Raw genomic sequence first — 24848 nt, forward strand, 5'->3', positions numbered from 1 at the left:
GGACACCATCGGGCCGGATCGTGTCTCTCAGTACAGTTTCGGCGGCGGACACGGGAATAGACCGCGTGTCGGCGAGGCTTGTCCAGGCATGACCGAGATCGACAAAGAGAAGCTCTACACCGACACCGCGGCGCTCGATGAGTTCAACCGCAACGTGGTCGAGGAATTCCGCGCCAACGGCGGCAAGGTCGGCGGCCCGTTCGAAGGCGGCGATCTGCTGTTGCTGCACACGACCGGGGCCAAGTCGGGCAAGCCGCGACTCTCGCCGCTGGCGTACCTGACGGTCGACGGCAAGATGCTCATCGTCGGTTCGTACGCCGGCGCCCCGAAAGATCCGGCCTGGGTGCACAACCTGCGGGCCAACCCGAAGGTACGCATCGAGGTGGGTACCGAGACCTACGACGCGACGGCTCGCGAACTGCCCGACGACGAACGCGACGCGACGTACCCGAAAGTCGCCGAACTCGCACCGGTGTTCGCCGAATACCAGGCCAACACCACCCGGGCGATCCCGTTGTTCGAGCTCGTGCGGGCCTAGCACCGACGTTCGAGCTAGCCGAGCCGCTCGATAATCGTCGCGTTGGCCATGCCGCCGCCCTCGCACATGGTCTGCAGGGCGTAGCGGCCGCCGCGCTGGTGCAGAGCGTTGACCATCGTCGTCATGATGCGTGCGCCACTGGCGCCCAACGGGTGCCCGATCGCGATCGCGCCGCCGTTGACGTTCGTCCGGGCCAGGTCGGCCCCGGTGTCGGCGGCCCAGGCCAGCACCACGGGCGCGAACGCCTCGTTCACCTCGAACAGGTCGATGTCGGCGAGCGTCAAACCCGCACGCGCCAAGACCTTTTCGGTGGCCGGGATGACACCGGTCAGCATGTAGAGCGGATCCGAGCCGACGACGGTGGTGGTGTGAATGCGGGCCAGTGGCGTGAGTCCGAGCTTCTTGGCCGTCTCAGTGCTCGTGATCATGACGGCCGCGCTGCCGTCGGACAGCGGCGACGAGTTGCCGGGCGTGATCTCCCAGTTGATCTGCGGGAATCTCGCCGCGTACGCGTCGCTGTAGAACGCGGGTTTCAAACCGGCCAGGGTTTCGATCGAGGTTCCGGGCCGGATGATCTCGTCGGTGCTCAACCCGGCGATCGGTGCCAGCTCGGCCTCGAAGAGCCCGTCTTTGGTGGCCCGCGCGGCCTTTTCGTGGCTGGCCGCCGAGAACTCGTCGAGCTGGGTGCGTGACAGCTTCCATCGGGCCGCAATCAGTTCGGCGCTGATGCCCTGGGGCACAAGGCCGTCCGGATATCGCGCGGCCATGTCGAGCCCGAACGGGTCACTGCCGGGCAGTACCGACGAGCCCATGGGTACCCGCGACATCGACTCCACGCCGGCCGCGATGACGATGTCGTAGGCGCCGGCGAGGACGCCTTGGGCGGCGAAACTGATTGCCTGCTGCGAACTCCCGCACTGGCGGTCGACCGTTGTGCCGGGCACGGATTCGGGGAACCCCGCGCCGAGCAGTGCGTTGCGGGCGATGTTCACGGATTGATCGCCGACCTGCGTGACGGCGCCCGCGATGACATCGTCGATCTGCGCCGGATCTACGCCCGTGCGCAGCACGAGCTCGCGCAGGCTGTGCGCCAGCAGATCCGCGGGCAGCACGCCGTGCAGTGCGCCGCTGGCCTTGCCCTTGCCGACGGGGGTGCGGACGGCCCCCACGATCACTGCGTCCCGACCTGCGAATCCGGTCATCTGATCCTCCTGAACCTCACCGCTGAGTATTCTGATATGTACCCAGATATACCACCTGGGTATAGTTAGAACAACTCAGGGATGAGGTTGATTCCGTGGGAATGCTGCAGGGTGCGTTGGCCGACCGGGACTCGTGGTCGGCCGTGGGACACTGCCCGATCGAGAAGGCCATGGGGGTCGTCGGCACCAAGTCGGCGATGCTGATCATGCGCGAGGCCTACTACGGCACCACGCGATTCGAGGACTTCTGGCGCCGGGTGGGGGTGACCAAGGCTGCCGCGTCGACCCGGCTCAACGACCTCGTCGACGCGGGCCTGCTCGAGCGCAGGCCCTATCAGGAGCCGGGCCAGCGTAGCCGCGACGAGTATGTGCTGACCCAGGCCGGCGTCGATTTCATGCCGGTCGTATGGGCGATGTTCGAGTGGGGCCGCAATCACCTGCCCACGCACTCGCCGCTGCGCCTCGCGCACGCCGGCTGCGGAGCCCAGGCGACGGTCGAGATCCGTTGTGCGGAAGGGCATGTCGTGGCGCCCGACGAGTTGGTGGTCAGGGTTGACCGGCGAGGAACCTCTTCACCAGCGTCCGCGGCGCCTGAGTGAGCCATGATTCGGTGATCAGCTCGGTCAGCTCAGGCACGTCGATAGCGGCCAGCCGTACCAGCACCGCTGGATATCCGTCGAAGTGCGGTGTGGTGAAGTAGACCGCCGGATCATCGGCGATCAACGCCCACTTCACGCCTTCGTCGGGCACCCGCGCACCGAGTATGTCGCCGTCGGGGGCGTCATCGCCGAGCGCCGCGAGATCGGTCTTGCGCAGCGGCCGCTCCCACGCCACGAGCTTCTTGCGCACGCGCCACGTCCGGGGTTGGGTCTCGACGGTCTCGGGCATCGTCGCGGCGACCCGGGCGACGTCATCCCAGTCAGCCATGCCCGGAACGCTACTCTCGGGCCGTGCTGCACCTACGCGTCATCGCGCCGGCCGATCTGCGCGAGCCGATCCTCAACGTGTTGGACCGGGAGCCGGGAGTCACCCACATCGTCGTGCACGCCGACGCTGCCGTGGAGCCCGTCGGTGACGAGATCACCGCGGACGTGGCAAGGGAAGCCGCCGATGACGTGGTGGGCCGGCTGAAATCGCTCGACGTGCACCACCTGGGTGCCATCACGATGGAAGTGCTCGACACGGTGCTCTCCAGCGCGGCCTACCACGCCGAGGACGAGGCCGAGGGCGACGGCGCCGACGCGGTGATCTGGGACGAACTCGTGTCGCGGACCCGCGACGAATCCAGTCTGAGCGTCACGTTCCTGATGTTCCTGTGCATCGCGTGTCTGCTCGCGGCGGTCGGCGTGGTCACCGACTCCGCCGTCACGGTGGTGGGAGCCATGGTGGTCGGCCCGGAGTTCGGGCCGCTCGCCGCGCTGGCGGTGGCCCTCGTGCAACGCCGGCTGTTCCTCGCGCGTCGCGCCGCCATCGCGCTGCTGGTCGGTTTTCCGCTGGCGATGGCGGTCACCGGGGCCGCGACGCTGGCCTTCGAAGCGCTCGGGTGGGTGACGCTGACCAGTACGCGGCAACTCAATGAAGTCGACTTCATCTTCCAAGTGGGCCCGTTCTCGTTCGTGGTCGCACTGCTTGCCGGTGCGGCCGGAATGCTGTCGCTGGTCTCGGCGAAATCGGCCGCGCTGGTCGGCGTCTTCATCTCGGTCACGACGGTGCCCGCGGCGGGGTTCGCCGTCGTCGCGGCGACGGTCGGGGACTGGGACGTGGCGGCCAAGTCGGCGCTGCAACTCGGGGTGAACCTGGTCGGCATAACCCTGGCGGGTGTGCTGGTGCTGGCGCTCTACCGGCGGACGCGAACCGCTAGAGGTGGCTGATGCCCAACCCGATGAAAAACGCTCCGACCGCGGCGGCGATCACGGTGATCACCAACCGCTGGCGCGCCTTCATCGTGGCGTAGATCTGCTCGACGCGGATCCGGGTGGCCTCCGGCGCGATCCAGAAACTGATCAGCGGAACCAGGGCCGCGGCGAATCCCACGACGTTGAACACCACGAGTGCGACCATCTGTTGGCCGACCGCGGCGCCCGAGGTGAGTGCGGCCGCCATCGCGGCGAGGTAATAGGGAGTCGGCAGGCCGTTGCTCAGTCCGAGCAACGCGGCGGCCCACGCGGCTTCGCCGCGCAACGCCGACTTGATGCCGTCCGGCAACTTCGAGATCACCGGTAGCGAGTCCAGGCTCGGTGGCGCCGCCGGTTCGGCGGGGTCGTCGCCCCCGCCGACGGGCACCGGGGTGCGCTTCTTCCGCACCCGGCCGATCAAAGCGTCGAGCGCGCCCGTCGCCGACAGCACGGCTATCGCCACAGCGGCCACCCCGATGCCGATCTCGACGCCGGGAGACACCGCCCGACCGTCGCCGAGGGTCGTGTCGCGGAACACGAACACCACGGCTGCGCCCACCGCGACGTTGATGGTGAATGCCACGAGGAAGAACGGCGCCAGCAGGCGGATCGGGTGGGTCCGCGACAGCATGTACGCGACGACGCCGATGCGCAGCGGGTCGCACGCCGCCACGACGGCCATCACCAGCACCGTGCTCCACATGTCGGCGCCCACCCCCCTTCGGCCAGTTATCTCTGTAGCTGCATTGAACCAGCGCGGGCTGTGGGCAGCCCGTCCGGCCGCGCCGGGAGCCCGGAAATCCGGCGCGACCTCGCGTGCCCTGCGGACCACCGAACCTTGTGGTGGGATCTGCAGATGGGAATCAAAGTGGCGCTGGAGCACCGCACCAGCTACACGTTTGACCGGCTGGTCGACGTGCATCCGCATGTGGTGCGGCTGCGTCCGGCGCCGCATTCACGCACCCCGATCGAGGCCTATTCGCTGACCGTCGAGCCTGCCGACCACTTCGTCAACTGGCAGCAGGATGCGTTCGGAAACTTCTTGGCCCGCTTGGTTTTTCCGGAGCGCACCCGCAGCCTTACCATCACCGTGGGGCTGATCGCCGACCTCAAGGTGATCAACCCGTTCGACTTCTTCATCGAGGATTACGCCGAAGGGTTCCCGTTCGAATACCCCAAGGCCCTGCTCGAAGACCTCAAGCCCTATCTGCGTCCGGTGGACGAGGCCGGAGAGGATTCGGGGCCGGGAGAACTCGTACGCGCCTGGGTGAGCAACTTCACGGTGCCGCCGGGCACCCGCACGATCGATTTCCTGGTGGCGCTCAACCGTGCGGTCAATGCCGATGTCGGCTACAGCGTCCGGCTGGAACCCGGTGTGCAGACCCCCGATGTCACGCTGCGCACGGGGATCGGGTCGTGCCGGGACTCTGCGTGGCTGTTGGTCTCGATCCTGCGGCAGCTCGGGCTCGCGGCGCGGTTCGTCTCGGGATACCTCGTGCAGCTGACGTCCGACGTGGCCGCGCTCGACGGGCCGTCGGGACCGGTCGCGGATTTCACCGATCTGCACGCGTGGACCGAGGTGTACGTGCCGGGGGCGGGCTGGGTCGGGCTGGATCCGACGTCGGGGTTGTTCGCGGGCGAGGGCCACATCCCGTTGTCGGCCACCCCGCACCCGGCATCGGCGGCCCCCATCACCGGTGCGGTCGAGCCGTGCGAGTCGACCCTTGAGTTCTCCAACGTGGTGACGCGGGTGCACGAGGATCCGCGCGTGACGCTGCCCTACACCGACACCGCGTGGGCCGCGATCACGGCCCTGGGTGCCGCGGTGGACCAGCGGTTGGCCGACGGCGACGTGCGGCTCACCGTGGGGGGCGAGCCGACCTTCGTATCGATCGACAATCTCCTCGATCCGGAATGGACCACGGCCGCCGACGGGCCGCACAAGCGGCAGCGCGCCTCGGCGCTCGCGGCGCGGCTCAAGGAGAAGTGGGCACCCGGCGGCTTGGTGCAACGCAGCCAGGGCAAGTGGTATCCCGGAGAACCGTTGCCCCGCTGGCAGATCGCGCTGTACTGGCGGACCGACGGTCAGCCGCTGTGGAATTCCCCGGCGCTGCTGGGCGACCCGTGGCAGGGCGACCCACCCGCGCTGGCCGCCGACGTGGGCCGGCAGATCCTCGCGGCCGTGGCAGCCGATTTCGGCCTGCCCGCGAGCCAGGTGCGACCGGCCTACGAGGATGCCCTGAGCCGGCTGGCCCACGCCGTCCGCCTGCCCGACGGCGAGCCCGTGCCCACTGCCGACGATCTCGCCGAGGACAGCCCGGCCGCCAGAGCCGAGCTGCTTTCGAGGTTGGACGCTTCGGTCGACGAACCAGCGGCCTACGTGTTGCCGTTGCACCGCCGCGACGACGGCAGCGGGTGGGCCAGCGCGGACTGGAAGCTGCGCCGCGGCCGGATCGTGCTGCTGGACGGCGATTCACCGGCCGGGCTGCGCTTGCCGCTCAACTCGATCAGCTGGCAACCGCCGCGGCCCACATACGACGCCGACCCGTTGCATGGCGCTCCGCGGCGGCGCCCCGACGACGATGTCGCGACCGTCGAAGACGCCGACGACTCGCCAACCACCGCGCTGGTCGCCGAGATCCGCGCCGGCCATCTCTACCTGTATCTGCCGCCGACCGAGAACCTCGACGACTTCATCGACCTCGTCACGCGCTTGGAGTCCGCGGCGGCCAAGACCGCCGGCACGCCCGTCGTCATCGAGGGATACGGGCCGCCACCCGACCCCCGCATCACGTCGGTGACCATCACACCCGACCCCGGGGTGATCGAGGTCAACGTCGCACCGACCGCGAGCTTCGCCGAACAACGGGCCCAGCTGGAAACCCTGTACGACGAAGCCCGGCTGGCCCGTCTCTCGACCGAGTCGTTCGACGTGGACGGCACGCATGGAGGGACCGGTGGCGGCAACCACATCACGCTCGGCGGCATCACGCCGGCCGATTCGCCGCTGCTGCGCAGGCCGGATCTGCTGGTGTCACTGCTGACCTACTGGCAACGGCACCCTGCCCTGTCCTACCTGTTCGCCGGCCGCTTCGTCGGCACCACGTCGCAGGCTCCCCGCGTCGACGAAGGCCGCTCGGAGGCGCTCTACGAGCTCGAGATCGCCTTCGCCGAGATCGCCCGGTTGACCCGCGACGGGGCGGCGATGTCGTGGGTCACCGACCGCGCGCTGCGCCACCTGCTGACCGACATCACGGGCAACACCCACCGCGCCGAATTCTGCATCGACAAGCTCTACAGCCCCGACAGTGCGCGGGGCCGGCTGGGCCTGCTCGAACTGCGCGGTTTCGAGATGCCCCCGCACTTCCAGATGGCCATGGTGCAGTCGCTCTTGGTGCGCTCGCTGGTGGCATGGTTCTGGGACGAGCCGCTGCGCGCGCCGCTGATCCGGCACGGCGCCAACCTGCACGGCCGATACCTGTTGCCGCACTTCCTGATCCACGACATCGCCGACGTGGCGGCCGATCTGCGGGCACACGGCATCGATTTCGACACCAGCTGGCTCGACCCGTTCACCGAGTTCCGCTTTCCGCGGATCGGCACCGCGGTGTTCGACGGCGTCGAGATCGAACTGCGCGGCGCGATCGAGCCGTGGAACGTGCTGGGGGAGGAGTCCACCGGAACCGGCACGGCTCGGTACGTGGACTCGTCGGTGGAACGCCTGCAGATCCGGTTGATCGGGGCCGACCGGCAGCGCCACCTGGTGACGGCGAACGGTCACCCGGTCCCATTGCTGGCGACCGACAATCCCGACGTCCAGGTGGGCGGGGTGCGGTACCGGGCCTGGCAGCCGCCCAGCGCGTTGCACCCCACGATCACCGTGGACGGCCCGCTGCGGTTCGAACTGGTCGACGGCACCACGGGCCAGTCCAAGGGCGGCTGCACGTATCACGTGGCGCACCCGGGCGGACGGTCCTATGACACGCCTCCGGTCAACGCGGTCGAGGCCGAGTCACGGCGCGGCAGGCGGTTCGAGGCGACCGGATTCACGCCAGGCCCGATCGACCTGTCCGGCATCCGGGAGAAGCAGGCGCGGCAATCCACCGATGTGGGCGCGCCGGGCATTCTGGATCTGCGGCGGGTGCGTACCGTTCTGCAGTAATGATCCTTCGTATTGACGGCTCCGCGGAGCCCGTCGGTGGTGCTGCCGACGACGTCGACGGCGTGCTGGCGGGCTATCGCAGCACGCGCGCTCAGCAGGCGCTGTTCGATGTCCGCGACATCCGGTCCGGCAGCGGATACGACGAGTTCGTCGACGCCGCAGGCAACGTCCGGCCCGCGTGGCGAGAGTTGGCGGAATGTGTCGGCGAACGCGGCCGCGACGGTTTGGACCGGCTGCGCGCGGTGGTGCGCGGCCTGGTCGACAACGACGGGATCAGCTACATCCAGGTGGACCGGCACGGCGAAGCCGTGACCGACGGCGACGGCACCACGATGCCCGGTCCGTGGCACCTCGATGCGCTGCCGATGGTGATCTCGGCCGAGGACTGGGACACCCTCGAATCGGGCCTCGTCCAGCGGTCCCGGCTGCTCGACGCGGTGCTGACCGACCTCTACGGGCCACGGTGCGCAATCACCAGCGGCGTGCTGCCGCCGCAGCTCGTCTTTGCCCACCCCGGTTACGTGCGGGCGGCCCGGGGGATCACGGTGCCGGGGCGCCACCAGTTGTTCCTGCACGGTTGCGACGTGAGCCGCGGCACCGACGGCGCCTTTCTGGTCAACGCCGACTGGACGCAGGCGCCGTCGGGCGCCGGGTACGCGCTGGCCGACCGTCGCGTCGTCGCGCACGCCGTCCCCGAACTCTACGAACGCATCGGCCCGCGGCCGGCGTCCCCGTGGGCGCAGGCGCTGCGGTTGGCGCTGATCGGCGCCGCGCCCGAAGCGGCCGAGGAACCCGTCGTCGTGGTGCTCAGCCCGGGCATCCACTCCGAAACAGCGTTCGATCAGGCCTATCTGGCGAGTGTGCTGGGTTTCCCGCTGGTCGAGAGCACCGATCTGGTGGTGCGCGACGGCAAGCTGTGGATGCGCTCGCTCGGCACGCTCAAGCGCGTCGACGTGGTGCTGCGCCGCGTCGACGCCGAATACGCCGACCCCCTTGATCTTCGGCCGGATTCCCGGCTGGGCGTCGTCGGACTGGTCGAGGTGCTGCGGCGCGGCGCGGTGACCGTGGTCAACACCCTGGGCAGCGGCGTGCTGGAAAGTGCTGGGCTGCTGCGGTTTCTGCCCGAGCTCGCCGAACTGTTCCTCGACGAGGCCCCGCTGCTGCAGACCGCCCCGGTGTACTGGGGCGGCATCGACGTCGAACGTTCGCATCTGCTGACCAATTTGTCGTCGCTGGTGATCCGGTCGGTGTGCGGCGGAGAACCTGTGGTCGGGCCGACTTTGTCTGCGGCGCAACGCAACGCGATGGCCGCCCGCATCGAAGCCACCCCCTGGCAGTGGGTCGGCCAGGAGGTGCCGCAGTTCTCGACCGCGCCGAGCGACTACCGGTCCGGTGGGCTGTCGGCAGGCAGCGTCGGCATGCGGCTGTTCACCGTCGCCCAAAGCGGTGGCTATGCCCCGATGATCGGTGGCCTGGGCTACCTGATGGCGCCCGGCCACGCCGCCTACCGATTGAACACCGTTGCCGCAAAGGACGTCTGGGTGCGGACCTCGACCCGTGTGACGGCCGAACGCACGGCGCCGGTCGAGCCGGCCGCTCCGGTGATGACACCCAGCCCCACCCGCGCGGTCAGCTCACCGCGCGTGTTGTCGGACCTGTTCTGGATGGGCCGCTACGCCGAACGTGCCGAGGGCATGGCGCGACTGCTCACGGTCACGCGCGAGCGCTACCACGAATACCGTTACCGGCAGCAGTCGCAGGAAAGCCAGTGTGTTCCCGTGCTGCTGGCTGCCATCGGCGCCATCACCGGCACCGACACCGGATCCGGCGGTGACGATCACGAGACCATCGCCATCGCACCCACCACGCTGTGGTCGGTGACCGCGGACCGGCACCGGCCCGGTTCGCTGGCCCAATCCGTCGAACGCCTCGGCTTCGCGGCCCGCTCGGTACGTGACCAGATGTCCAACGACACCTGGATGGTGCTGGCCGGGGTCGAACGCGCCGTGCTGCGCGCGTCGGTGTCCCCACCCGACTCGCAGACCGCGGGGGAGGCGTATCTCGCTGCGGCACACAGTCAGACGCTGGCCGGGATGCTGGCGTTGTCGGGTGTCGCGGCCGAGTCGATGGTGCAGGACGTCGGGTGGACCATGATGGACATCGGCAAGCGCATCGAGCGCGGTCTCGGGCTGACCGCGCTGCTGCGGGCGACGCTCACCGCGGTGCGGGGCGCCGCTGCCGAACGCACGGTCACCGAGTCGGTGCTGGTGGCCTGCGAATCGTCGGTGATCTACCGGCGGCGCAATCCGGGACGGGTCAGCGTCGCCGCCGTGGCAGAGCTGGTGCTGTTCGATGCCGAGAATCCCAGGTCGCTGAGTTACCAACTGGACCGGCTCCGAGCCGGACTGAAAGCGCTGCCGGGCGCATCGGGTTCGTCGCGGCCGGAACGCATGGCCGACGAGATCGCCACCCGGCTGCGGCGCGTCGACCCCGCAGACCTCGAGGACGTCACCGACGGGGTGCGCATCGAACTGGACGATCTGCTGGAGCGCGTGCACAGCGGATTGCGTGAGCTTTCCGGTGCGATCACGGCCGCACAGCTGTCGCTGCCGGGCGGCATGCAACCGCTGTGGGGCCCTGACGAGCGGCGGTTGGTGCCGTGACCGGGCTCGACACGCGGCGCTACGCGATCACCCACCGCACCGTTTACCGGTACTCCGACGACGTGACCAGCTCCTACGGTCGTGGCTTTCTGACCCCGCGTGACCTGCCGTGGCAACGCTGTGTGAGCCACGAGTTGGTGATCGACCCCGAGGCCGCCGACAGCTCCACGAGCCGCGACGCCTACGGCAACGTCAGCTCGTACTTCCACGTCACCGAACGCCACCGCACATTGAGCATCACGAGCCGTTCGGTGGTCGAGGTCGACCCGCCGGCACCCGACCACTACAGCGGCGGTTCGGCGAAGGCGCCGTGGGAGATCGCGCGGCCCGTGGGCGTCGACGGCGCGCTGGCCACCGAGTTCACGCTGGATCTGCAACCTCAGGAGATCACCGACGCAGTGCGGGAGTACGCCGCACCCAGTTTCGTGCCGGGCCGGCCCTTGATCGAGGTGCTGCGCGACCTGACGTCGCGGATCTACACCGACTTCACCTACCGGTCCGGGTCGACCACGGTGTCCACGCGCGTGGCCGAGGTGCTGCAGGCCCGCGAAGGCGTGTGCCAGGATTTCGCGCGGCTCGCGATCGCCTGTCTGCGAGCCAACGGTCTTGCCGCCAGCTATGTTTCGGGCTACCTCGCGACCGATCCACCGCCCGGCAAGGAGCGCATGATCGGGGTCGACGCGACCCACGCCTGGGCGTCGGTGTGGACCCCGCAGAACGTCTGGCTGGGGCTGGACCCCACCAACGACCAGATGGTCGACGAGCGCTACATCGTGGCCGGGTTCGGCCGGGACTACGCCGACGTGCCGCCGCTGCGCGGCATCATCTACACCGACTCGGACAGTAGTGTGATCGAGGTGTCGGTCGACGTTGCTCCGGTTGACGCAACATTTCTACGCCGAGCAGACGCCTAGGTACCCGACACGCCGAGGTTTCGGGTACCCACGCGTCTGCTCGCGCAAAGGAGGGGGAGTGCTTCATGCGTGACTTCAACTGCCCGACGTGCGGGCAGCGGCTGGCGTTCGAGAACTCGCTGTGCCTGTCGTGCGGCAGTGCGCTGGGGTTCTCGCTCGACGACATGGCGCTGCTGGTCATCACCGAGGCCGACGAGAGCGGGCACGCCGGGGCGGTCGACGAGGACAAATATCAGCTGTGTGCGAACATGCATGTGGCCCAATGCAATTGGCTGGTCCGCATCGGCGGGGATCAGCTGTGTGCGTCGTGTGCCCTGACCCGGACCAGGCCGGCGGACACCGACACCTCGGCGCTGGCGGCCTTCGGTGAAGCCGAGATGGCCAAGAGGCGCCTGATCGCCGAACTGCACGAGCTCGGACTGCCGATCGTCAGCCGCAGCGAGGATCCGCAGTTCGGGCTCGCGTTCGACCTGCTGTCCAGCGAGTTCGAGCAGGTGATGACCGGTCACCAGAACGGGGTGATCACGATCGATCTCGCGGAAGGCGACGATGTGCACCGCGAGCAGTTGCGCATCGCGATGGACGAGCCTTACCGCACCTTGCTCGGCCACTTCCGACACGAGATCGGGCACTACTACTTCTACCGGCTGATCGCGCCGTCGGAGCCCTATTCCGAACAGTTCGCCGAACTGTTCGGTGATCCCGACGCCGACTACCAGGCCGCCCTGGACCGCCATTACGAAGAGGGCGCGCCGGACGGCTGGGAGGACACGTACGTCTCGTCCTACGCGACCATGCATCCAGCCGAGGACTGGGCCGAGACGTTCGCGCACTACCTGCACATCAGGGACACGCTCGACACGGCCGCGGCATTCGGGTTCGCCCCGGCTGGCGCGACGTTCGACCGAAAGGTGCTGGGCCCGAGTGGTTTCGACACCATCATCGAGATGTGGCTGCCGTTGTCGTGGGCGCTCAACATGGTCAACCGCTCGATGGGGCATGCTGACCTCTACCCGTTCGTACTGCCGCCGGCGGTCCTGGAGAAGATGCGCTTCGTGCACACCGTGATCGACGAGACCACCGCCGCGCGCTAGTCGAGGACGGCGTGGGCCAGCCGCGACAGCCCGCGCGTGATCTGCTCGACACTCAGGCCACGCGCACGCTGGTGGGCGAAGTTCTCCGCCGCCAGTGGTGCCAGCAACACGTCGACCAGTGAATCCGGTTCGGTCACAGCCGCATCCACCAACAGTGCGCGCACGTGTGCGGCCCAGAAGCCGTAGGCCCCGGTGGTGAACCGGGCGCCGCCGGTTTCGGCGCCGAGCGCGAGATCGGCGTGGGTGTCCAGCAGCTCGACCATGGCCGAATAGAAGGCGGCGAGCCGCTCGGCCGGCGCCGCACCCGGGCCAAGGGGTGGCTCGCCCGAGAGAAGCTGTTGTTGCAGAGCGCGCTCGTGCTCGTCGAGCAGAGCCAGGGCGATGGCCGCGGTGCTGGGATAACGCCGGTAGAGCGTGCCGCGCCCGACGCCTGCCGCGGTGGCGATGTGATCCATGGTGACCGTGCGTGGATCGCGGCTGGCGAACACCGTGGCCGCCGCGGCAAGGATCTTTGCGCGGTTGCGCGCCGCGTCGGCCCGTTCGGTGCCGGTGTGGTCGGTGGCCAGCAGCTGCGCCCCGATGTCCATACGAGCACTGTAGACCATCCCCGGAATAACTGGACGATTTGTCCGGTTAGGCTGGAGGTCCAACCGGACGCAATGTCCACTTACCCCCGGAGGTTGACGTGCCCACCCTGCTCCACATCGATTCGAGCGCCCGCAGTCGTTCCATCAGTCGCCAGGTCGGCGCCGAGTTCGCCAAGGCGTGGCGGGCCGCACGGCCCGACGGCCGCTACGTGTACCGAGACGTGACGACCGATCCCGTCCCGTTCATCGGCGAGGGCTGGACCCAGCTGTGCGACGCCGTGCTGGCTGCCGGCAGCACCGACCTCGACCGGCTCGCAGCCGTGGCGCGCACTCCCGAGCAGGCCGCCGCGTGGGCCGTCGTGCAACCGTTGCTGGACGAGTTGCGCTCGGCCGACATCGTGCTGATCGCCACCCCGATGTACAACTATTCGATACCGGCGGCGCTCAAGGCCTGGCTGGACCAGGTCACCTTCCCGCGAATGTCCTTGGCACCCAGACGCTTCGTGGTCGCGACTGCCCGCGGTGGCGCGTACTCACCCGGCTCGCCGAAAGCCGCATTCGACTACCAGGAACGGTTTCTGCGGGACTTCTTCGCGGGCCACTACGCCGTCACCGACACCGTGTTCATCAACGCCGAAATGGCCAACGCACGGCTGGATCCCGCGCTCGCCGAGTTCCGGGACATCCACGAGCACTCGCTGGCGCAGGCGCTGAATACCGCTCGTACCCTCGCCGTGGAATACGCGAAATGAGCTGGCTGATATTGGGTTTGGCGGGTCTGGTCGAAATCGCCTGGTCGCAGAGCATCAAGCCGACCGACGGATTCACGCGGCCGCTGCCCACCGTGATCTGCGTGGCTGTCGGGGCCCTCTCGGTGTACCTGCTGGCGCTGGCCATGCGCGGTCTTCCGGTCGGGACCGCGTATGCGGTCTTCACGGGCATCGGTGCGGTCGGGGCCATCGCGCTTGGCGTTGCGGTGCACAAGGATCCGCTCAGCGCGGGCCGAGCACTCGCCCTGTCGATGATCGTGGGAGGAATCGTGCTGGCCCGGTTCACGAATCCGGAGTGATCTCGGTGGCCGCCAGGTACGCCCGGCCGCGTGGGGCGAGCCGGTAGCCGACGTCGAGGCTGATGGTCAGCCCCAGACCCTTGAGTTGGCGCACCCGGCGCTTGAACCGGGGAACCTCGAGGCCGACGCGCGCTGCCAGATCGGGCGCGCGGACGGCCTCGTTGGCCGCGATCAGCTCCAGGTACCGACGCGTCCACGGTTCGGTGGCCGCGTCCCAGCGCGCCAGCCGGGTGGCGATCGCCGTGATGTCGGCGTCGGTGAGCCGGTCATCCGCGGCGAGTTCGGGCCGCTCGTCCGGTCCCAGATAGGACACCCCGATCAGGTACGTGTGGGCGGCAGGCCTGCGATCGAGCTGGGCCTGCGCCGTCGCCGCGTCCGGATACCCGGCCGCGCGGGCCTGCGCGGCGGTCACGCGGTAATCGCCCGGTTGTTCGGTGACCGACTCGACGCGGATCGTCCCGGCCTGCGTGCGCTGCGTGCCACCCGGCTTGGCCCGGGGCTTGTCCCAGCGGCGCAGCACCAACGTGACGGTTCCGGCGGCGATGCCGTCCGCAGTGGGCCGATCTAACAGCACGGTCACGATGGTATGTCGCAGCCGCGTGGTCGCCCTGGACGTTCCTAGGATCGCCCGCGTGACTGATCGCTACGGCTCGGACGTGTTGGCCCGAAACCCGCACACTCCGAAGATGACCCGTTCGAAAGACCAGGCAGCGGAGAAGGGTCTGGTGGTCGAGGACGCGCAGAGCGGCTACGTCGGCGCGGTGGTGCGCATCGAGGGCGGCCGCGTCGAACTCGAAGACCGCAAGGGCAAGGTCCGCGCCTTCCCGATGGGGCCGGGCTTCCTGATCGACGGCAAACCGGTCCGCCTCGTCGCACCCAAACGGAACGCGGCGCCGGCACGTACCGCGTCGGGGTCGGTGGCGGTGCCGGGCGCCAAGGCCAGGGTGGCCCTGGCCAGCCGCATCTACGTCGAGGGTCGCCACGATGCCGAACTGGTCGAACAGGTGTGGGGCGCCGACCTGCGGATCGAAGGCGTCGTCGTGGAGTACCTCGGCGGCGTCGACGACCTCGCCGGCATCGTCGAGGAGTTCGACCCGGGTCCGGGCCGTCGGTTGGGCGTGCTGGTCGACCACCTGGTGACGGGGTCGAAGGAAGCGCGCATCGCCGACGCGGTGCGCCGCGGGCCGGGTGGCGAGCACACGCTCGTGGTCGGCCACCCGTTCATCGACATCTGGCAGGCCGTCAAACCGGCCAGGCTGGGCATGGCGGAATGGCCGGCCATCCCACGCGGCACCGACTGGAAACACGGCATCTGCGCCGCGCTGGGCTGGCCGCACCGCGACCAGGCGGACATCGCGCGGGCCTGGCAGCGCATCCGCGGCCAGGTTCGCGACTGGAACGATCTGGAACCCGCGCTGATCGGCCGGGTCGAGGAGCTGATCGATTTCGTGACCGCGCCGGGCTGACCCGTCGTGCGGGCGTGGTAAGCAGAAGACGTGTCCGACAGTTTGTTCGACGTGCCCGGTGACCCGGCGCCGGGCGACCCCGGAGCCCTCGCCGCGCCCGGCACCGGCCCGCTGGCGGTGCGCATGCGCCCGGCGAGCCTGGACGAAGTGGTGGGCCAGCAGCATCTGCTCCAGGCCGGTTCGCCGCTGCGCCGGCTGGTCGAGGGGTCGGGCGCGGCGTCGGTGATCCTCTACGGACCGCCCGGGACCGGCAAGACCACGCTGGCCTCGCTCATCTCGCAGGCCACGGGACGCCGGTTCGAAGCGCTCTCGGCGCTTTCGGCCGGCGTCAAAGAGGTGCGCGCGGTGATCGACAACGCGCGCCGCTCAGCCATCCACGGCGGCCAGACCGTGCTGTTCATCGACGAGGTGCACCGCTTCTCCAAGACCCAGCAGGACGCGTTGCTCGCCGCGGTCGAGAACCGGGTGGTGCTGCTGGTGGCCGCGACCACCGAGAACCCGTCGTTCTCGGTGGTGGCGCCGCTGCTGTCGCGGTCGCTGATCCTGCAGTTGCAGCCGTTGACCGCGCAGGACATCGAAACCGTGCTGCGCCGCGCGATGACCGATCCGCGCGGGCTGGGCGGTGCGGTCGAGGTCACCGACGACGCCGTCGATCTCCTGGTGCAGCTGTCGGCGGGTGATGCGCGCCGCGCGCTGACAGCGTTGGAGGTCGCGGCCGAGCCGGGCGAACGAGTCACGGTCGAGACCATCGAGCAGTCGCTCGACAAGGCAGCAGTGCGCTACGACCGCGACGGCGACCAGCACTACGACGTCGTCAGCGCCTTCATCAAATCGATCCGCGGGTCGGACGTCGACGCGGCGCTGCACTACCTGGCCCGGATGCTGGTGGCGGGGGAGGATCCGCGGTTCGTCGCCCGCCGGCTCATGATCCTGGCCAGCGAGGACATCGGCATGGCCGACCCGACGGCGTTGCCGCTTGCGGTGGCCGCGGCCCAGACCGTGCAGTTGATCGGCATGCCCGAGGCGCAGCTGACGCTGGCCCACGCGACCGTGCACCTGGCCACCGCGCCGAAGTCCAACGCCGTGACGACCGCACTGGGCGCGGCCATGGGGGATATCCGGGCGGGCAAGGCCGGCCTGGTGCCGCCGCATCTGCGCGACGGTCACTACTCGGGTGCGCAGAAACTCGGCAACGCCGTGGGCTACCGGTACTCCCATGATCATCCGGATGGGGTTGTGGCCCAACAGTATCCACCGGACGAGCTGGTAGGTGTCGACTACTACCAGCCGACCGCTCGCGGCGTGGAGCGCGAGATCTCCACCCGGCTCGACAAGCTGCGGGCCATCATCCGGCGCAAGCGCTGACAACCCCTTGACACCCGCCGAACCGCCCTCTACCTTTGTAGTCAATCAATTGGTTGATCAACAGAAAGATTGACAATTGGGAAGTGATGACGATGCAGAAGCACGGCTGGACCGGGCTTTCCTCGCGCTCGCCGACCCGGTACGGCGGACGATCGTGGCTCGGCTGTCGCGTGGCTCCGCCACGGTCAACGAGTTGGCCGCACTGTTCGACATCACGAAACAGGCGGTGTCCAAACACATTCAGGTGCTCGAGCAGGCGGGCCTGGTCACCCGGACCCGCGATGCACAACGCCGGCCGGTGCATCTCGACGCCGCCGCGCTCGAGCGGCTGACCGCATGGATCGACCGGTACCGGCTCGACGCCGAACGCAACTACCGCCGACTCGACGATCTGCTGACCCGAATCGAACAGGAGGAGAAAAAATGACAAAGGCACTCAACCTCAACGTCCCGGTCGACACCCTCGCCATGGAGTTCACCAGGGAATTCGACGCGCCCGTCGCGGCACTGTTCCGCGCGCACGCCGAGCCCGACCTGGTCAAGCAGTGGCTGGGGCCGTACGGCCTGGAGATGACGATCGACCGCTGGGACTTCCACACCGGTGGCGGATACCGGTACGTGCACTCGCGCGACGGCGAGAACTACCGGTTCAACGGCGTGTTCCACACCGTGCGCCCGAACGAGTTCGTCATCCAGACTTTCGAATTCGAGGGTGCCCCGGACATGGTGAACATCGAGTTCATGTGGTTCGAGGATCTCGGTGGCGGGCGCAGCAGACTGCGCGGCCGCTCCATCTGCCCCAACACCGAAGCCCGCGACGCGCTGCTGTCGTCCGGCATGGAGGGTGGCATGACCGAAGGCTACGAGCGGCTGGACGCATTGCTGCCGAAGCTGTGACACGTCCGGCCCGGTTGGTCAAACCAACCGGGCCGGAGCGTGTTTGACGGGTTAGCGCAGCATCCCCGAACGCCTGCCACCCATCAGGCCTCTACCGCTGCGGCCCATGATCGCCGAGACCAGTGCCACACCGATCGCGGCCACGACGACCTGGACGAGCAGTTCGAGCCAGTCGATGCCGTTGGTCACCGTGGGTATGCCGAGGCCGCGCGCGATGGCACTGCCGATGAACGCTGACACGATTCCGACCAGGACTGTCACCAGGAATCCGATGGGTTGTCTGCCGGGGACAACCAGACGGCCGATGACGCCGACGACAATGCCGATCAGGATCGCGCTGATAATGCCGGTGATGGTCATTTCTCCTCCAGGGCTTGTGGACTGGAGGAGAAATACCCCGGGCCGTCACCACGCAAACGAGGTCGTAAATTCTCCTCAGACCATCTCGGGAACCCGCAGATGGGCCAGTGCCAATTCGAACTCGCCGACGTCGAGCTGATCGGCACCCAGGTCACGTAGCCGGGTGGTGCGCAGCGCGCGGGCCTGATCGCGGTTGCGATCCATCGCGTCGCGGTCGACGAACGTGGCCGACGACACCGCCCTGCCCGTCGCGCGGTCGATCATCAGGCTCGCGCTGCAGAACCCGTCCAGTTCTTCCATGTCGGGCAGCACCGAGGTCCGGTAGAACTCGATCGCGCGGTCGAACTGTTCTGGCCGGGCGCGCAGCCAGGTGGCGCGCACGCAGGCTCCGGGCGCCGAGTACTGCTCGCGGTGCACCACCGCGATCTCCCATTCGTCGAGCGTGGCGGTGCCCCCGAAGACCTCGACGGCGCGGTGGCGGACCGGCGCCAGCGCTGCGGCGCTGGCGTGCATCGCGTGTTCGGACCGCCATGCCGTGGTGGCGATGCACCGACCGGATTCCCGGTCCGCCAACAGGGACAACCCGACACACCCGTCCAGTGCATCGAGAGCGGGCATGACCTCGTCACGGATATGGGCGATACCGGCGTCGATGCAATCGGTGCGCGCGGTGATCGTGGTAGAGCGTGCGAACACGATCCACCCCCTCCTCGGTCGGGGCGGCGCCCCGGTGGCGCCACCGGTCATTCCCCACCTTCCTCCGCCCCGCGGTTGCTGGCAATGGGTCAGCCCGACGACTCGTAGGCTGGGCGGATGGACAGCGATGTGATCGACGTCGACACCTCCCGCCGCCGCATCGTCGACCTGACGGACCAGGTCCGGAGGTTCTGCGGCAACCACCGTGACGGGTTGTGCAACGTCTTCGTGCCACACGCCACCGCGGGCGTGGCGATCATCGAGACCGGTGCCGGCTCGGACGACGATCTGATCGATACCCTGGAACGGTTGTTGCCGCGCGATGACCGCTACCGGCACGCCCACGGGTCGTTCGGCCACGGTGCCGATCACGTGCTGCCCGCGCTGGTGTCACCGTCGGTGACCCTGCCGGTCCAGCACGGCCGGCCGCTGCTGGGCACCTGGCAGAGCGTGGTGCTGGTCGATCTCAACCGGGACAACCCGCACCGGTCGGTGCGGCTGAGTTTTGTCGGCGCCGCTGCCAGCGCTGTTCAGGGCGACCACGCTGACCGGTAATGTAAGGCGGTCGAATTATTCGCGGCGGACACGACGCGGCAAGCCGCCGCGACCATCTACGAACACGAGGACAGAAGCGACGTGCAGACACACGAGATCAGGAAACGCTTCCTCGATCACTTCGTGAAGGCGGGCCACACCGAGGTGCCGAGTGCTTCGGTGATCCTCGACGACCCCAATTTGCTGTTCGTCAACGCGGGCATGGTCCAGTTCGTGCCGTATTTCCTCGGTGCCCGCACGCCGCCGTGGGACCGCGCGACCAGTGTGCAGAAATGCATCCGTACGCCGGACATCGATGAGGTCGGCATCACGACGCGGCACAACACCTTCTTCCAGATGGCCGGCAACTTCTCGTTCGGCGACTACTTCAAGAAGGGCGCCATCGAGCTGGCCTGGACGCTGTTGACCAATCCGGTCGCCGACGGCGGCTACGGATTCGATCCGGAAAAGCTGTGGGCCACCGTCTATCTCGACGACGACGAGGCCATCGAATTGTGGCAGGAAGTGGCGGGGCTGCCGCTTGAGCGCATCCAGCGCCGCGGAATGGCCGACAACTACTGGTCGATGGGCATCCCCGGGCCGTGCGGACCGTGCTCGGAGATCTACTACGACCGCGGGCCCGAATACGGGATCGAGGGCGGGCCCGAGGCCAACGAGGACCGCTACATCGAGATCTGGAATCTCGTGTTCATGCAGAACGAGCGCGGCGAGGGCACCTCCAAGGACGATTTCGAGATCCTCGGGCCGTTGCCGCGCAAGAACATCGACACCGGTATGGGTGTCGAACGCATCGCGTGCCTGCTGCAGGGCGTCGACAACGTCTACGAGACCGACCTGGTGCGCCCGGTGATCGATCTGGTCGCCCGCATCGCCCCGCGCGGTTACGGCGTCGGCAACCATGACGACGACGTCCGCTACCGCATCATCGCCGACCACAGCCGCACCGCGGCCATCATCATCGGCGACGGCGTGAGCCCGGGCAACGAGGGCCGCGGCTACGTGCTGCGCCGGTTGCTGCGTCGCATCATCCGGGCGGCCAAACTCCTCGGTGTCGAGCAGCCCATCATGGGTGACCTGATGACCACGGTGCGCGACGAGATGGGGCCGTCCTACCCGGAGCTGGTCACCGACTTCGAGCGCATCAACCGCATCGCGGTCGCCGAGGAGACCGCGTTCAACCGCACCCTGGTGTCGGGCTCGAGGCTGTTCGACGACGCGGCCGCGGCCACCAAGCGCTCGGGTGCGACGGTGCTCTCCGGAGCCGATGCGTTCACCCTGCACGACACCTACGGCTTCCCGATCGACCTCACGCTCGAGATGGCCGCCGAAGCCGGCCTGTCCGTGGACGAGGCGGGCTTCCGCACCCTGATGGCAGAGCAGCGGCAACGCGCCAAGGCCGACGCGGCCGCCCGCAAGCAGGCGCACACCGACCTGTCGGCGTATCGCGAGCTGGTCGACACCGGCCCAACCGAGTTCACCGGATTCGACGAGCTGACTTCCGAGGCAAGGATTCTCGGGATCTTCGTGGACGGCAAGCGGGTTCCTGTGGTCGGGCACGAGGGCCTCGAGGCCGATCGCGTGGAGCTCATCCTCGACCGCACCCCGTTCTACGCCGAGTCCGGTGGCCAGATCGCCGACGAGGGCGTCATCAGCGGGACCGGTACCTCGGAGGCCGCGAGGGCCGCTGTCACCGATGTACAGAAGATCGCCAAAACCCTGTGGGCGCACCGGGTCAACGTGGAGTCCGGCGAGTTCGTCGAGGGCGACACCGTGGCCGCCGCCGTCGACCCCAAGTGGCGCCACGGTGCCACCCAGGGCCATTCGGGCACCCACATGGTGCATGCCGCGCTGCGACAGGTGTTGGGGCCCAACGCAGTTCAGGCCGGCTCGCTCAACCGGCCCGGCTACCTGCGCTTCGACTTCAACTGGCAGGGCGCGCTGACCGAGGACCAGCGGTCGCAGATCGAAGAAGTCACCAACGAGGCCGTCGAGGCCGACTTCGAGGTGCACACCTTCAACACCGAATTGGACAAGGCCAAGGCCATGGGCGCCATGGCACTGTTCGGTGAGAACTATCCCGACGAGGTCCGAGTCGTCGAGATCGGCGGACCGTTCTCGCTGGAACTGTGCGGTGGTACGCACGTGCACAATTCCGCCCAGATCGGGCCCGTCACGATTCTCGGTGAGTCGTCGGTCGGATCTGGCGTGCGCCGGGTCGAGGCTTACGTCGGGCTCGAATCGTTCCGGCACCTGGCCAAGGAACGGGCACTCATGGCGGGGCTCGCATCGACGCTCAAGGTGCCGTCCGAGGAGGTACCGGCCCGGGTGGCCAACCTGGTGGAGCGGCTCAAGGCAGCCGAGAAGGAACTCGACAAGGCCCGCCTCGCGAACGCGCGCGCCGCGGCGGCCAACGCTGCCGCCGGCGCCGAGGTCATCGGCAAGGTCCGCGTCGTGGCCCAGCGGATGGCGGCCGGCATGTCCGCCGGTGACCTGCGCAGCCTGGTGGGCGACATCCGCAGCAAGCTCGGCAGCGACCCCGCGGTGATCGCCCTGATCGCCGAAGGCGAGGGCGACTCGGTGCCGTTCGTGGTGGCCGTCAACCCGGCCGCGCAGGATCTCGGGCTGCGGGCCAACGACCTGGTGAAACAATTCGCCGCACCGGTGAACGGTCGCGGCGGCGGCAAGGCCGACATGGCGCAGGGTTCCGGTAAGGGGGCGGCGGGTATCGACGCGGCGTTGGCCGCGCTGCGCGCCGAGATCGGCCGGAGCTAGTCGCGTGCAGGGCACGGAACCGTCTTCCCCTCGCTTCGCCCGGCCGGACCGACCGGGCGAAGACGATCCGGGCCGGGGCCGCCGGATCGGCATCGACGTCGGCACGGTGCGGATCGGCGTCGCGAGCAGCGACCCGGACGGCATCCTGGCGACACCCGTCGAGACCGTGCCGCGCGACAAACGGGACAAGACCGGCAAGCATCTGCGCAGGCTCGTGAAGCTGGTCGGCGAGTACGACGCGGTCGAGGTCGTCGTGGGTCTGCCGCGCACCCTGGCGGACCGGGCCGGAACATCCGCCCAGGACGCGATCGAGCTGGCCGCATCACTGGCCGACCGGATCGCGCCGACACCCGTGCGGATGGCCGACGAACGGTTCACCACGGTGACCGCGCAGCGGTCGCTGCGCGAGGCCGGTGTCCGCGCGAAGGGACAGAAGGCGATGATCGACCAGGTCGCAGCGGTCGGCATCCTGCAAAGCTGGCTGGATCAACGGCGCACGGCTTTGGCCGCGCACGGAGAGGGCACTGATGGCTGACAAGTGGGGTGCCGATCGGGCGCGACCCGTCGCCGTGGGACCGCCGCGGCGCGGGATGAGCCGGGCCGAACGGATCCGCCAGGACCGGCGCGAACGCAAGCGCCGGATGGCCCGCGGCGCGTCGTTGGTGTTCCTCATCGCGGTCGTCATCGGCGCGGTGTTCCTGGGCTCCAAGCTGTGGCACGGCCTGTCGGGGTCGACCAACGACTACGCCGGCGACGGCGTGTCCGACGTGGTCATCCAGGTGCACGAGGGTGACTCCACCACCGCGATCGGCAAGACCCTGCACGAGCGCAAGGTGGTCGCCACGATCAAGGCCTTCGTCGACGCGGCACAGGGCAACGATGCGATCTCGGCGATACAGCCGGGCTTCTACAAGGTCCGTACCGAGATTCCCGCGTCGAATGCCGTTGCCCGCCTTGCCGACCCGCAGAACCGCGTGGGCAAGCTCACCATCCCGGAGGGACGCCAGCTCGACGACATCACCGACGTCAAGACCAGCGCGGTCACCGAGGGCGTGTTCAGCCTCATCTCCCAGGCATCGTGTGTCGACCTCGACGGCGCGAAGCGGTGCGTCCCGGTCAACGATCTGCGCAACGCCGCGGCCACCGCGGTGCCCGCGGCCCTTGCGGTCCCGGACTGGGCCACAGCCGAGGTGTCGGCGATGGGCAAGGACCACCGGCGGCTGGAAGGCCTGATCGCGCCGGGCACCTGGAACGTCGACCCGGCCAGCTCGGCGCAGGACATCCTGGCCACGCTCGTCGCGGGAAGCGCCAACCTCTACACCCAGAGCGGGTTGCTCACCACCGCGGCGTCGATGGACATGTCGCCGTACCAGATCCTCACGGTGGCCTCGCTCGTGCAGCGCGAGTCGAAACCGCAGGACTTCGCCAAAGTGGCGCGCGTGATCTACAACCGGCTGGCCGAGCACCGCAAACTGGAATTCGACTCCACCGTGAACTACTCGCTGGACCGGCAGGAAGTCGCGACCACCGACGCCGACCGCGCCAAGCCCACACCGTGGAACACCTATGCGAAGGAAGGCCTGCCGGAGACGCCGATCTGCTCACCCGGCACCGACGCGCTTGCCGCCGCGGAACGTCCGGCCGCGGGGGACTGGCTGTACTTCGTGACCATCGATCTGCAGGGCACGACGCTGTTCACCCGGGACTACAACCAACACCTCGCGAACATCGAGCTCGCGCAGCACAACGGTGTCCTCGACAGTGCCAGATAGGCGGCCCGCCGCCGTGCCCGATAGGCGGCCCGCCGCCGTGCCCGACAGGCGGCCCCGCAAAGCCGCGGTCCTCGGCTCGCCCATCGCCCATTCCCGGTCGCCGCAGCTGCATCTGGCGGCGTACCGCGCCCTCGGCCTCGACGGCTGGACCTACGACCGCATCGAGTGCACGGCCGAGCAGCTGCCGGGTCTGGTGAGTGGCCTCGGCCCCGAATGGGTCGGTTTGTCGGTCACCATGCCGGGCAAGTTCGCGGCGCTGCGGTTCGCCGCCGAGCGCACCGACCGCGCCGACCTGGTCGGCTCGGCCAACACCCTGGTGCGAGTGCCCGGAGGCTGGCGGGCCGACAACACCGACGTCGACGGCGTGGTCGGGGCACTGGATGCGGCAGGCGACGCGGCACTGGTGGTCGGCTCCGGCGGTACCGCCCCGGCGGCGGTGGTGGGCCTTGCCGAGCTCGGGGCGCAGCGCATCACGGTCGTCGCGCGGGACGCAGGCAAGGCGGACCGGCTCGTGGATCTGGCCACGCGGTGCGGCGCGCAGAGCTCCTGGTGCGACATCACCGGCCCAGGCCTCGCCGACGCGGTCGCCGACGCTGCCGTGGCGATCAGCACGATCCCGGCCGACGCCGCCGCGCCGTACGCGAGCGCCCTGGCGGGTGTGCCGCGGCTGCTCGACGCGATCTACGATCCGTGGCCGACCCCGCTGGCGTCGGCCGTGCACGCGGCAGGCGGTGAGGTGATCAGCGGGCTGCAGATGCTGCTGAACCAGGCGTTCACCCAGGTGGAGCAGTTCACCGGAATGCCCGCGCCCAAGGACGCCATGCGCGCCGCGTTGGGCTGA

Annotated in this window: 25 protein-coding genes; 18 read left to right on the forward strand and 7 right to left on the reverse strand. The window is 68.8% G+C overall.

Features of this window, described 5'->3' with window-relative positions; translation table 11 throughout:
* The first annotated feature begins 88 nt into the window (after window positions 1–88).
* Window positions 89–538 carry a nitroreductase family deazaflavin-dependent oxidoreductase gene (locus tag G6N67_RS29570; RefSeq protein ID WP_036441293.1) on the forward strand — a complete coding sequence of 150 codons (450 nt, stop codon included), beginning with the start codon at window positions 89–91 and terminating at the stop codon, window positions 536–538.
* Between the two features lie 14 nt (window positions 539–552).
* Here G6N67_RS29570 and G6N67_RS29575 read toward each other — a convergent pair whose 3' ends face one another.
* Window positions 553–1740 (reverse strand): thiolase family protein, encoded by a 1188-nt coding sequence (locus G6N67_RS29575; protein WP_036441295.1) that lies wholly within the window; start codon window positions 1738–1740, stop codon window positions 553–555.
* Between the two features lie 101 nt (window positions 1741–1841).
* Between G6N67_RS29575 and G6N67_RS29580 the strand changes: the two genes are divergently transcribed.
* Window positions 1842–2339, forward strand: a complete 498-nt coding sequence (locus G6N67_RS29580) for a winged helix-turn-helix transcriptional regulator (RefSeq protein WP_235750417.1) — start codon at window positions 1842–1844, stop codon at window positions 2337–2339.
* Here the strand turns inward: G6N67_RS29580 and G6N67_RS29585 are convergent.
* On the reverse strand, window positions 2287–2667 hold the full coding sequence (locus G6N67_RS29585; RefSeq protein WP_036441302.1) for an MmcQ/YjbR family DNA-binding protein: 381 nt from the start codon (window positions 2665–2667) through the stop codon (window positions 2287–2289). The two genes, G6N67_RS29580 and G6N67_RS29585, sit on opposite strands and share 53 nt — an antisense overlap.
* Before the next feature lie 23 nt (window positions 2668–2690).
* Between G6N67_RS29585 and G6N67_RS29590 the strand changes: the two genes are divergently transcribed.
* On the forward strand, window positions 2691–3611 hold the full coding sequence (locus G6N67_RS29590; protein WP_036441304.1) for a DUF389 domain-containing protein: 921 nt from the start codon (window positions 2691–2693) through the stop codon (window positions 3609–3611).
* Here G6N67_RS29590 and G6N67_RS29595 read toward each other — a convergent pair.
* Window positions 3598–4338: a GAP family protein gene (locus G6N67_RS29595; RefSeq protein WP_036442210.1), complete on the reverse strand. Its 741-nt coding sequence runs from the start codon at window positions 4336–4338 to the stop codon at window positions 3598–3600. The two genes, G6N67_RS29590 and G6N67_RS29595, sit on opposite strands and share 14 nt — an antisense overlap.
* Window positions 4339–4491: 153 nt before the next feature.
* Here G6N67_RS29595 and G6N67_RS29600 point away from each other — a divergent pair, with 153 nt between their 5' ends.
* The 4 genes from G6N67_RS29600 to G6N67_RS29615 all read left to right on the forward strand — a co-directional run bounded on the left by G6N67_RS29600 (window position 4492) and on the right by G6N67_RS29615 (window position 12468).
* Complete coding sequence (locus G6N67_RS29600; RefSeq protein WP_036442212.1) at window positions 4492–7797, forward strand: transglutaminase family protein; 3306 nt, start codon at window positions 4492–4494, stop codon at window positions 7795–7797.
* Window positions 7797–10460: a circularly permuted type 2 ATP-grasp protein gene (locus G6N67_RS29605; protein ID WP_036441310.1), complete on the forward strand. Its 2664-nt coding sequence runs from the start codon at window positions 7797–7799 to the stop codon at window positions 10458–10460. The genes G6N67_RS29600 and G6N67_RS29605 overlap by 1 nt, the downstream gene beginning before the upstream one ends.
* A complete protein-coding gene (locus G6N67_RS29610; RefSeq protein WP_036441313.1) occupies window positions 10457–11374 on the forward strand; it encodes a transglutaminase family protein in 918 nt (305 codons plus the stop codon). Before G6N67_RS29605 ends, G6N67_RS29610 begins: the two co-directional genes overlap by 4 nt.
* Before the next feature lie 65 nt (window positions 11375–11439).
* Window positions 11440–12468 carry a zinc-binding metallopeptidase family protein gene (locus tag G6N67_RS29615; protein WP_036441316.1) on the forward strand — a complete coding sequence of 343 codons (1029 nt, stop codon included), beginning with the start codon at window positions 11440–11442 and terminating at the stop codon, window positions 12466–12468.
* Here G6N67_RS29615 and G6N67_RS29620 read toward each other — a convergent pair.
* Window positions 12465–13055 (reverse strand): TetR/AcrR family transcriptional regulator, encoded by a 591-nt coding sequence (locus tag G6N67_RS29620; RefSeq protein WP_051579247.1) that lies wholly within the window; start codon window positions 13053–13055, stop codon window positions 12465–12467. The two genes, G6N67_RS29615 and G6N67_RS29620, sit on opposite strands and share 4 nt — an antisense overlap.
* A 98-nt stretch (window positions 13056–13153) precedes the next feature.
* Between G6N67_RS29620 and G6N67_RS29625 the strand changes: the two genes are divergently transcribed.
* Together G6N67_RS29625 and G6N67_RS29630 are read left to right on the forward strand one after the other, a co-directional pair.
* Entirely contained in the window at window positions 13154–13807 is a 654-nt protein-coding gene (locus G6N67_RS29625) for an FMN-dependent NADH-azoreductase (protein WP_036441322.1), read from the forward strand.
* On the forward strand, window positions 13804–14124 hold the full coding sequence (locus G6N67_RS29630) for a DMT family transporter (RefSeq protein WP_036441325.1): 321 nt from the start codon (window positions 13804–13806) through the stop codon (window positions 14122–14124). Before G6N67_RS29625 ends, G6N67_RS29630 begins: the two co-directional genes overlap by 4 nt.
* Here G6N67_RS29630 and G6N67_RS29635 read toward each other — a convergent pair.
* Complete coding sequence (locus G6N67_RS29635; RefSeq protein WP_036442214.1) at window positions 14108–14698, reverse strand: hypothetical protein; 591 nt, start codon at window positions 14696–14698, stop codon at window positions 14108–14110. The genes G6N67_RS29630 and G6N67_RS29635 overlap by 17 nt on opposite strands.
* Before the next feature lie 58 nt (window positions 14699–14756).
* On the opposite strand from G6N67_RS29635, the gene G6N67_RS29640 reads away from it, so the two are divergent.
* From G6N67_RS29640 to G6N67_RS29655, 4 genes are all read left to right on the forward strand, one after another.
* Window positions 14757–15590: a DUF3097 domain-containing protein gene (locus G6N67_RS29640; RefSeq protein WP_036441329.1), complete on the forward strand. Its 834-nt coding sequence runs from the start codon at window positions 14757–14759 to the stop codon at window positions 15588–15590.
* Window positions 15591–15620: 30 nt separating this feature from the next.
* A complete protein-coding gene (locus G6N67_RS29645; protein WP_036441332.1) occupies window positions 15621–16955 on the forward strand; it encodes a replication-associated recombination protein A in 1335 nt (444 codons plus the stop codon).
* A gap of 76 nt (window positions 16956–17031) precedes the next feature.
* The gene (locus tag G6N67_RS29650; protein ID WP_036441335.1) at window positions 17032–17382 is read left to right on the forward strand and encodes an ArsR/SmtB family transcription factor; all 351 of its coding nucleotides are present in this window, start codon (window positions 17032–17034) and stop codon (window positions 17380–17382) included.
* Window positions 17379–17852, forward strand: coding sequence for an SRPBCC family protein (locus tag G6N67_RS29655; RefSeq protein ID WP_036441338.1), 474 nt, complete (start codon window positions 17379–17381; stop codon window positions 17850–17852). The genes G6N67_RS29650 and G6N67_RS29655 overlap by 4 nt, the downstream gene beginning before the upstream one ends.
* A 51-nt stretch (window positions 17853–17903) precedes the next feature.
* Here the strand turns inward: G6N67_RS29655 and G6N67_RS29660 are convergent, their stop codons facing one another.
* Both G6N67_RS29660 and G6N67_RS29665 read right to left on the reverse strand, forming a co-directional pair.
* Window positions 17904–18212 carry a GlsB/YeaQ/YmgE family stress response membrane protein gene (locus G6N67_RS29660; RefSeq protein ID WP_036441342.1) on the reverse strand — a complete coding sequence of 103 codons (309 nt, stop codon included), beginning with the start codon at window positions 18210–18212 and terminating at the stop codon, window positions 17904–17906.
* A gap of 75 nt (window positions 18213–18287) precedes the next feature.
* The gene (locus tag G6N67_RS29665; RefSeq protein WP_036441343.1) at window positions 18288–18908 is read right to left on the reverse strand and encodes a hypothetical protein; all 621 of its coding nucleotides are present in this window, start codon (window positions 18906–18908) and stop codon (window positions 18288–18290) included.
* Window positions 18909–19025: 117 nt separating this feature from the next.
* Between G6N67_RS29665 and G6N67_RS29670 the strand changes: the two genes are divergently transcribed.
* The 5 genes from G6N67_RS29670 to G6N67_RS29690 all read left to right on the forward strand — a co-directional run bounded on the left by G6N67_RS29670 (window position 19026) and on the right by G6N67_RS29690 (window position 24848).
* Window positions 19026–19463 (forward strand): secondary thiamine-phosphate synthase enzyme YjbQ, encoded by a 438-nt coding sequence (locus G6N67_RS29670; RefSeq protein WP_051579248.1) that lies wholly within the window; start codon window positions 19026–19028, stop codon window positions 19461–19463.
* A gap of 81 nt (window positions 19464–19544) precedes the next feature.
* Entirely contained in the window at window positions 19545–22235 is a 2691-nt protein-coding gene (gene alaS / locus G6N67_RS29675) for an alanine--tRNA ligase (protein ID WP_036441344.1), read from the forward strand.
* A gap of 4 nt (window positions 22236–22239) precedes the next feature.
* On the forward strand, window positions 22240–22770 hold the full coding sequence (gene ruvX, locus G6N67_RS29680; protein ID WP_036441345.1) for a Holliday junction resolvase RuvX: 531 nt from the start codon (window positions 22240–22242) through the stop codon (window positions 22768–22770).
* Window positions 22763–24007 carry an endolytic transglycosylase MltG gene (gene mltG, locus G6N67_RS29685; RefSeq protein ID WP_036441346.1) on the forward strand — a complete coding sequence of 415 codons (1245 nt, stop codon included), beginning with the start codon at window positions 22763–22765 and terminating at the stop codon, window positions 24005–24007. Before ruvX ends, mltG begins: the two co-directional genes overlap by 8 nt.
* Window positions 24008–24020: 13 nt before the next feature.
* Window positions 24021–24848: a shikimate dehydrogenase gene (locus tag G6N67_RS29690; RefSeq protein ID WP_036441348.1), complete on the forward strand. Its 828-nt coding sequence runs from the start codon at window positions 24021–24023 to the stop codon at window positions 24846–24848.

It is taken from the genome of Mycolicibacterium mageritense (assembly GCF_010727475.1).
Taxonomy (GTDB): Bacteria; Actinomycetota; Actinomycetes; order Mycobacteriales; family Mycobacteriaceae; genus Mycobacterium; species Mycobacterium mageritense.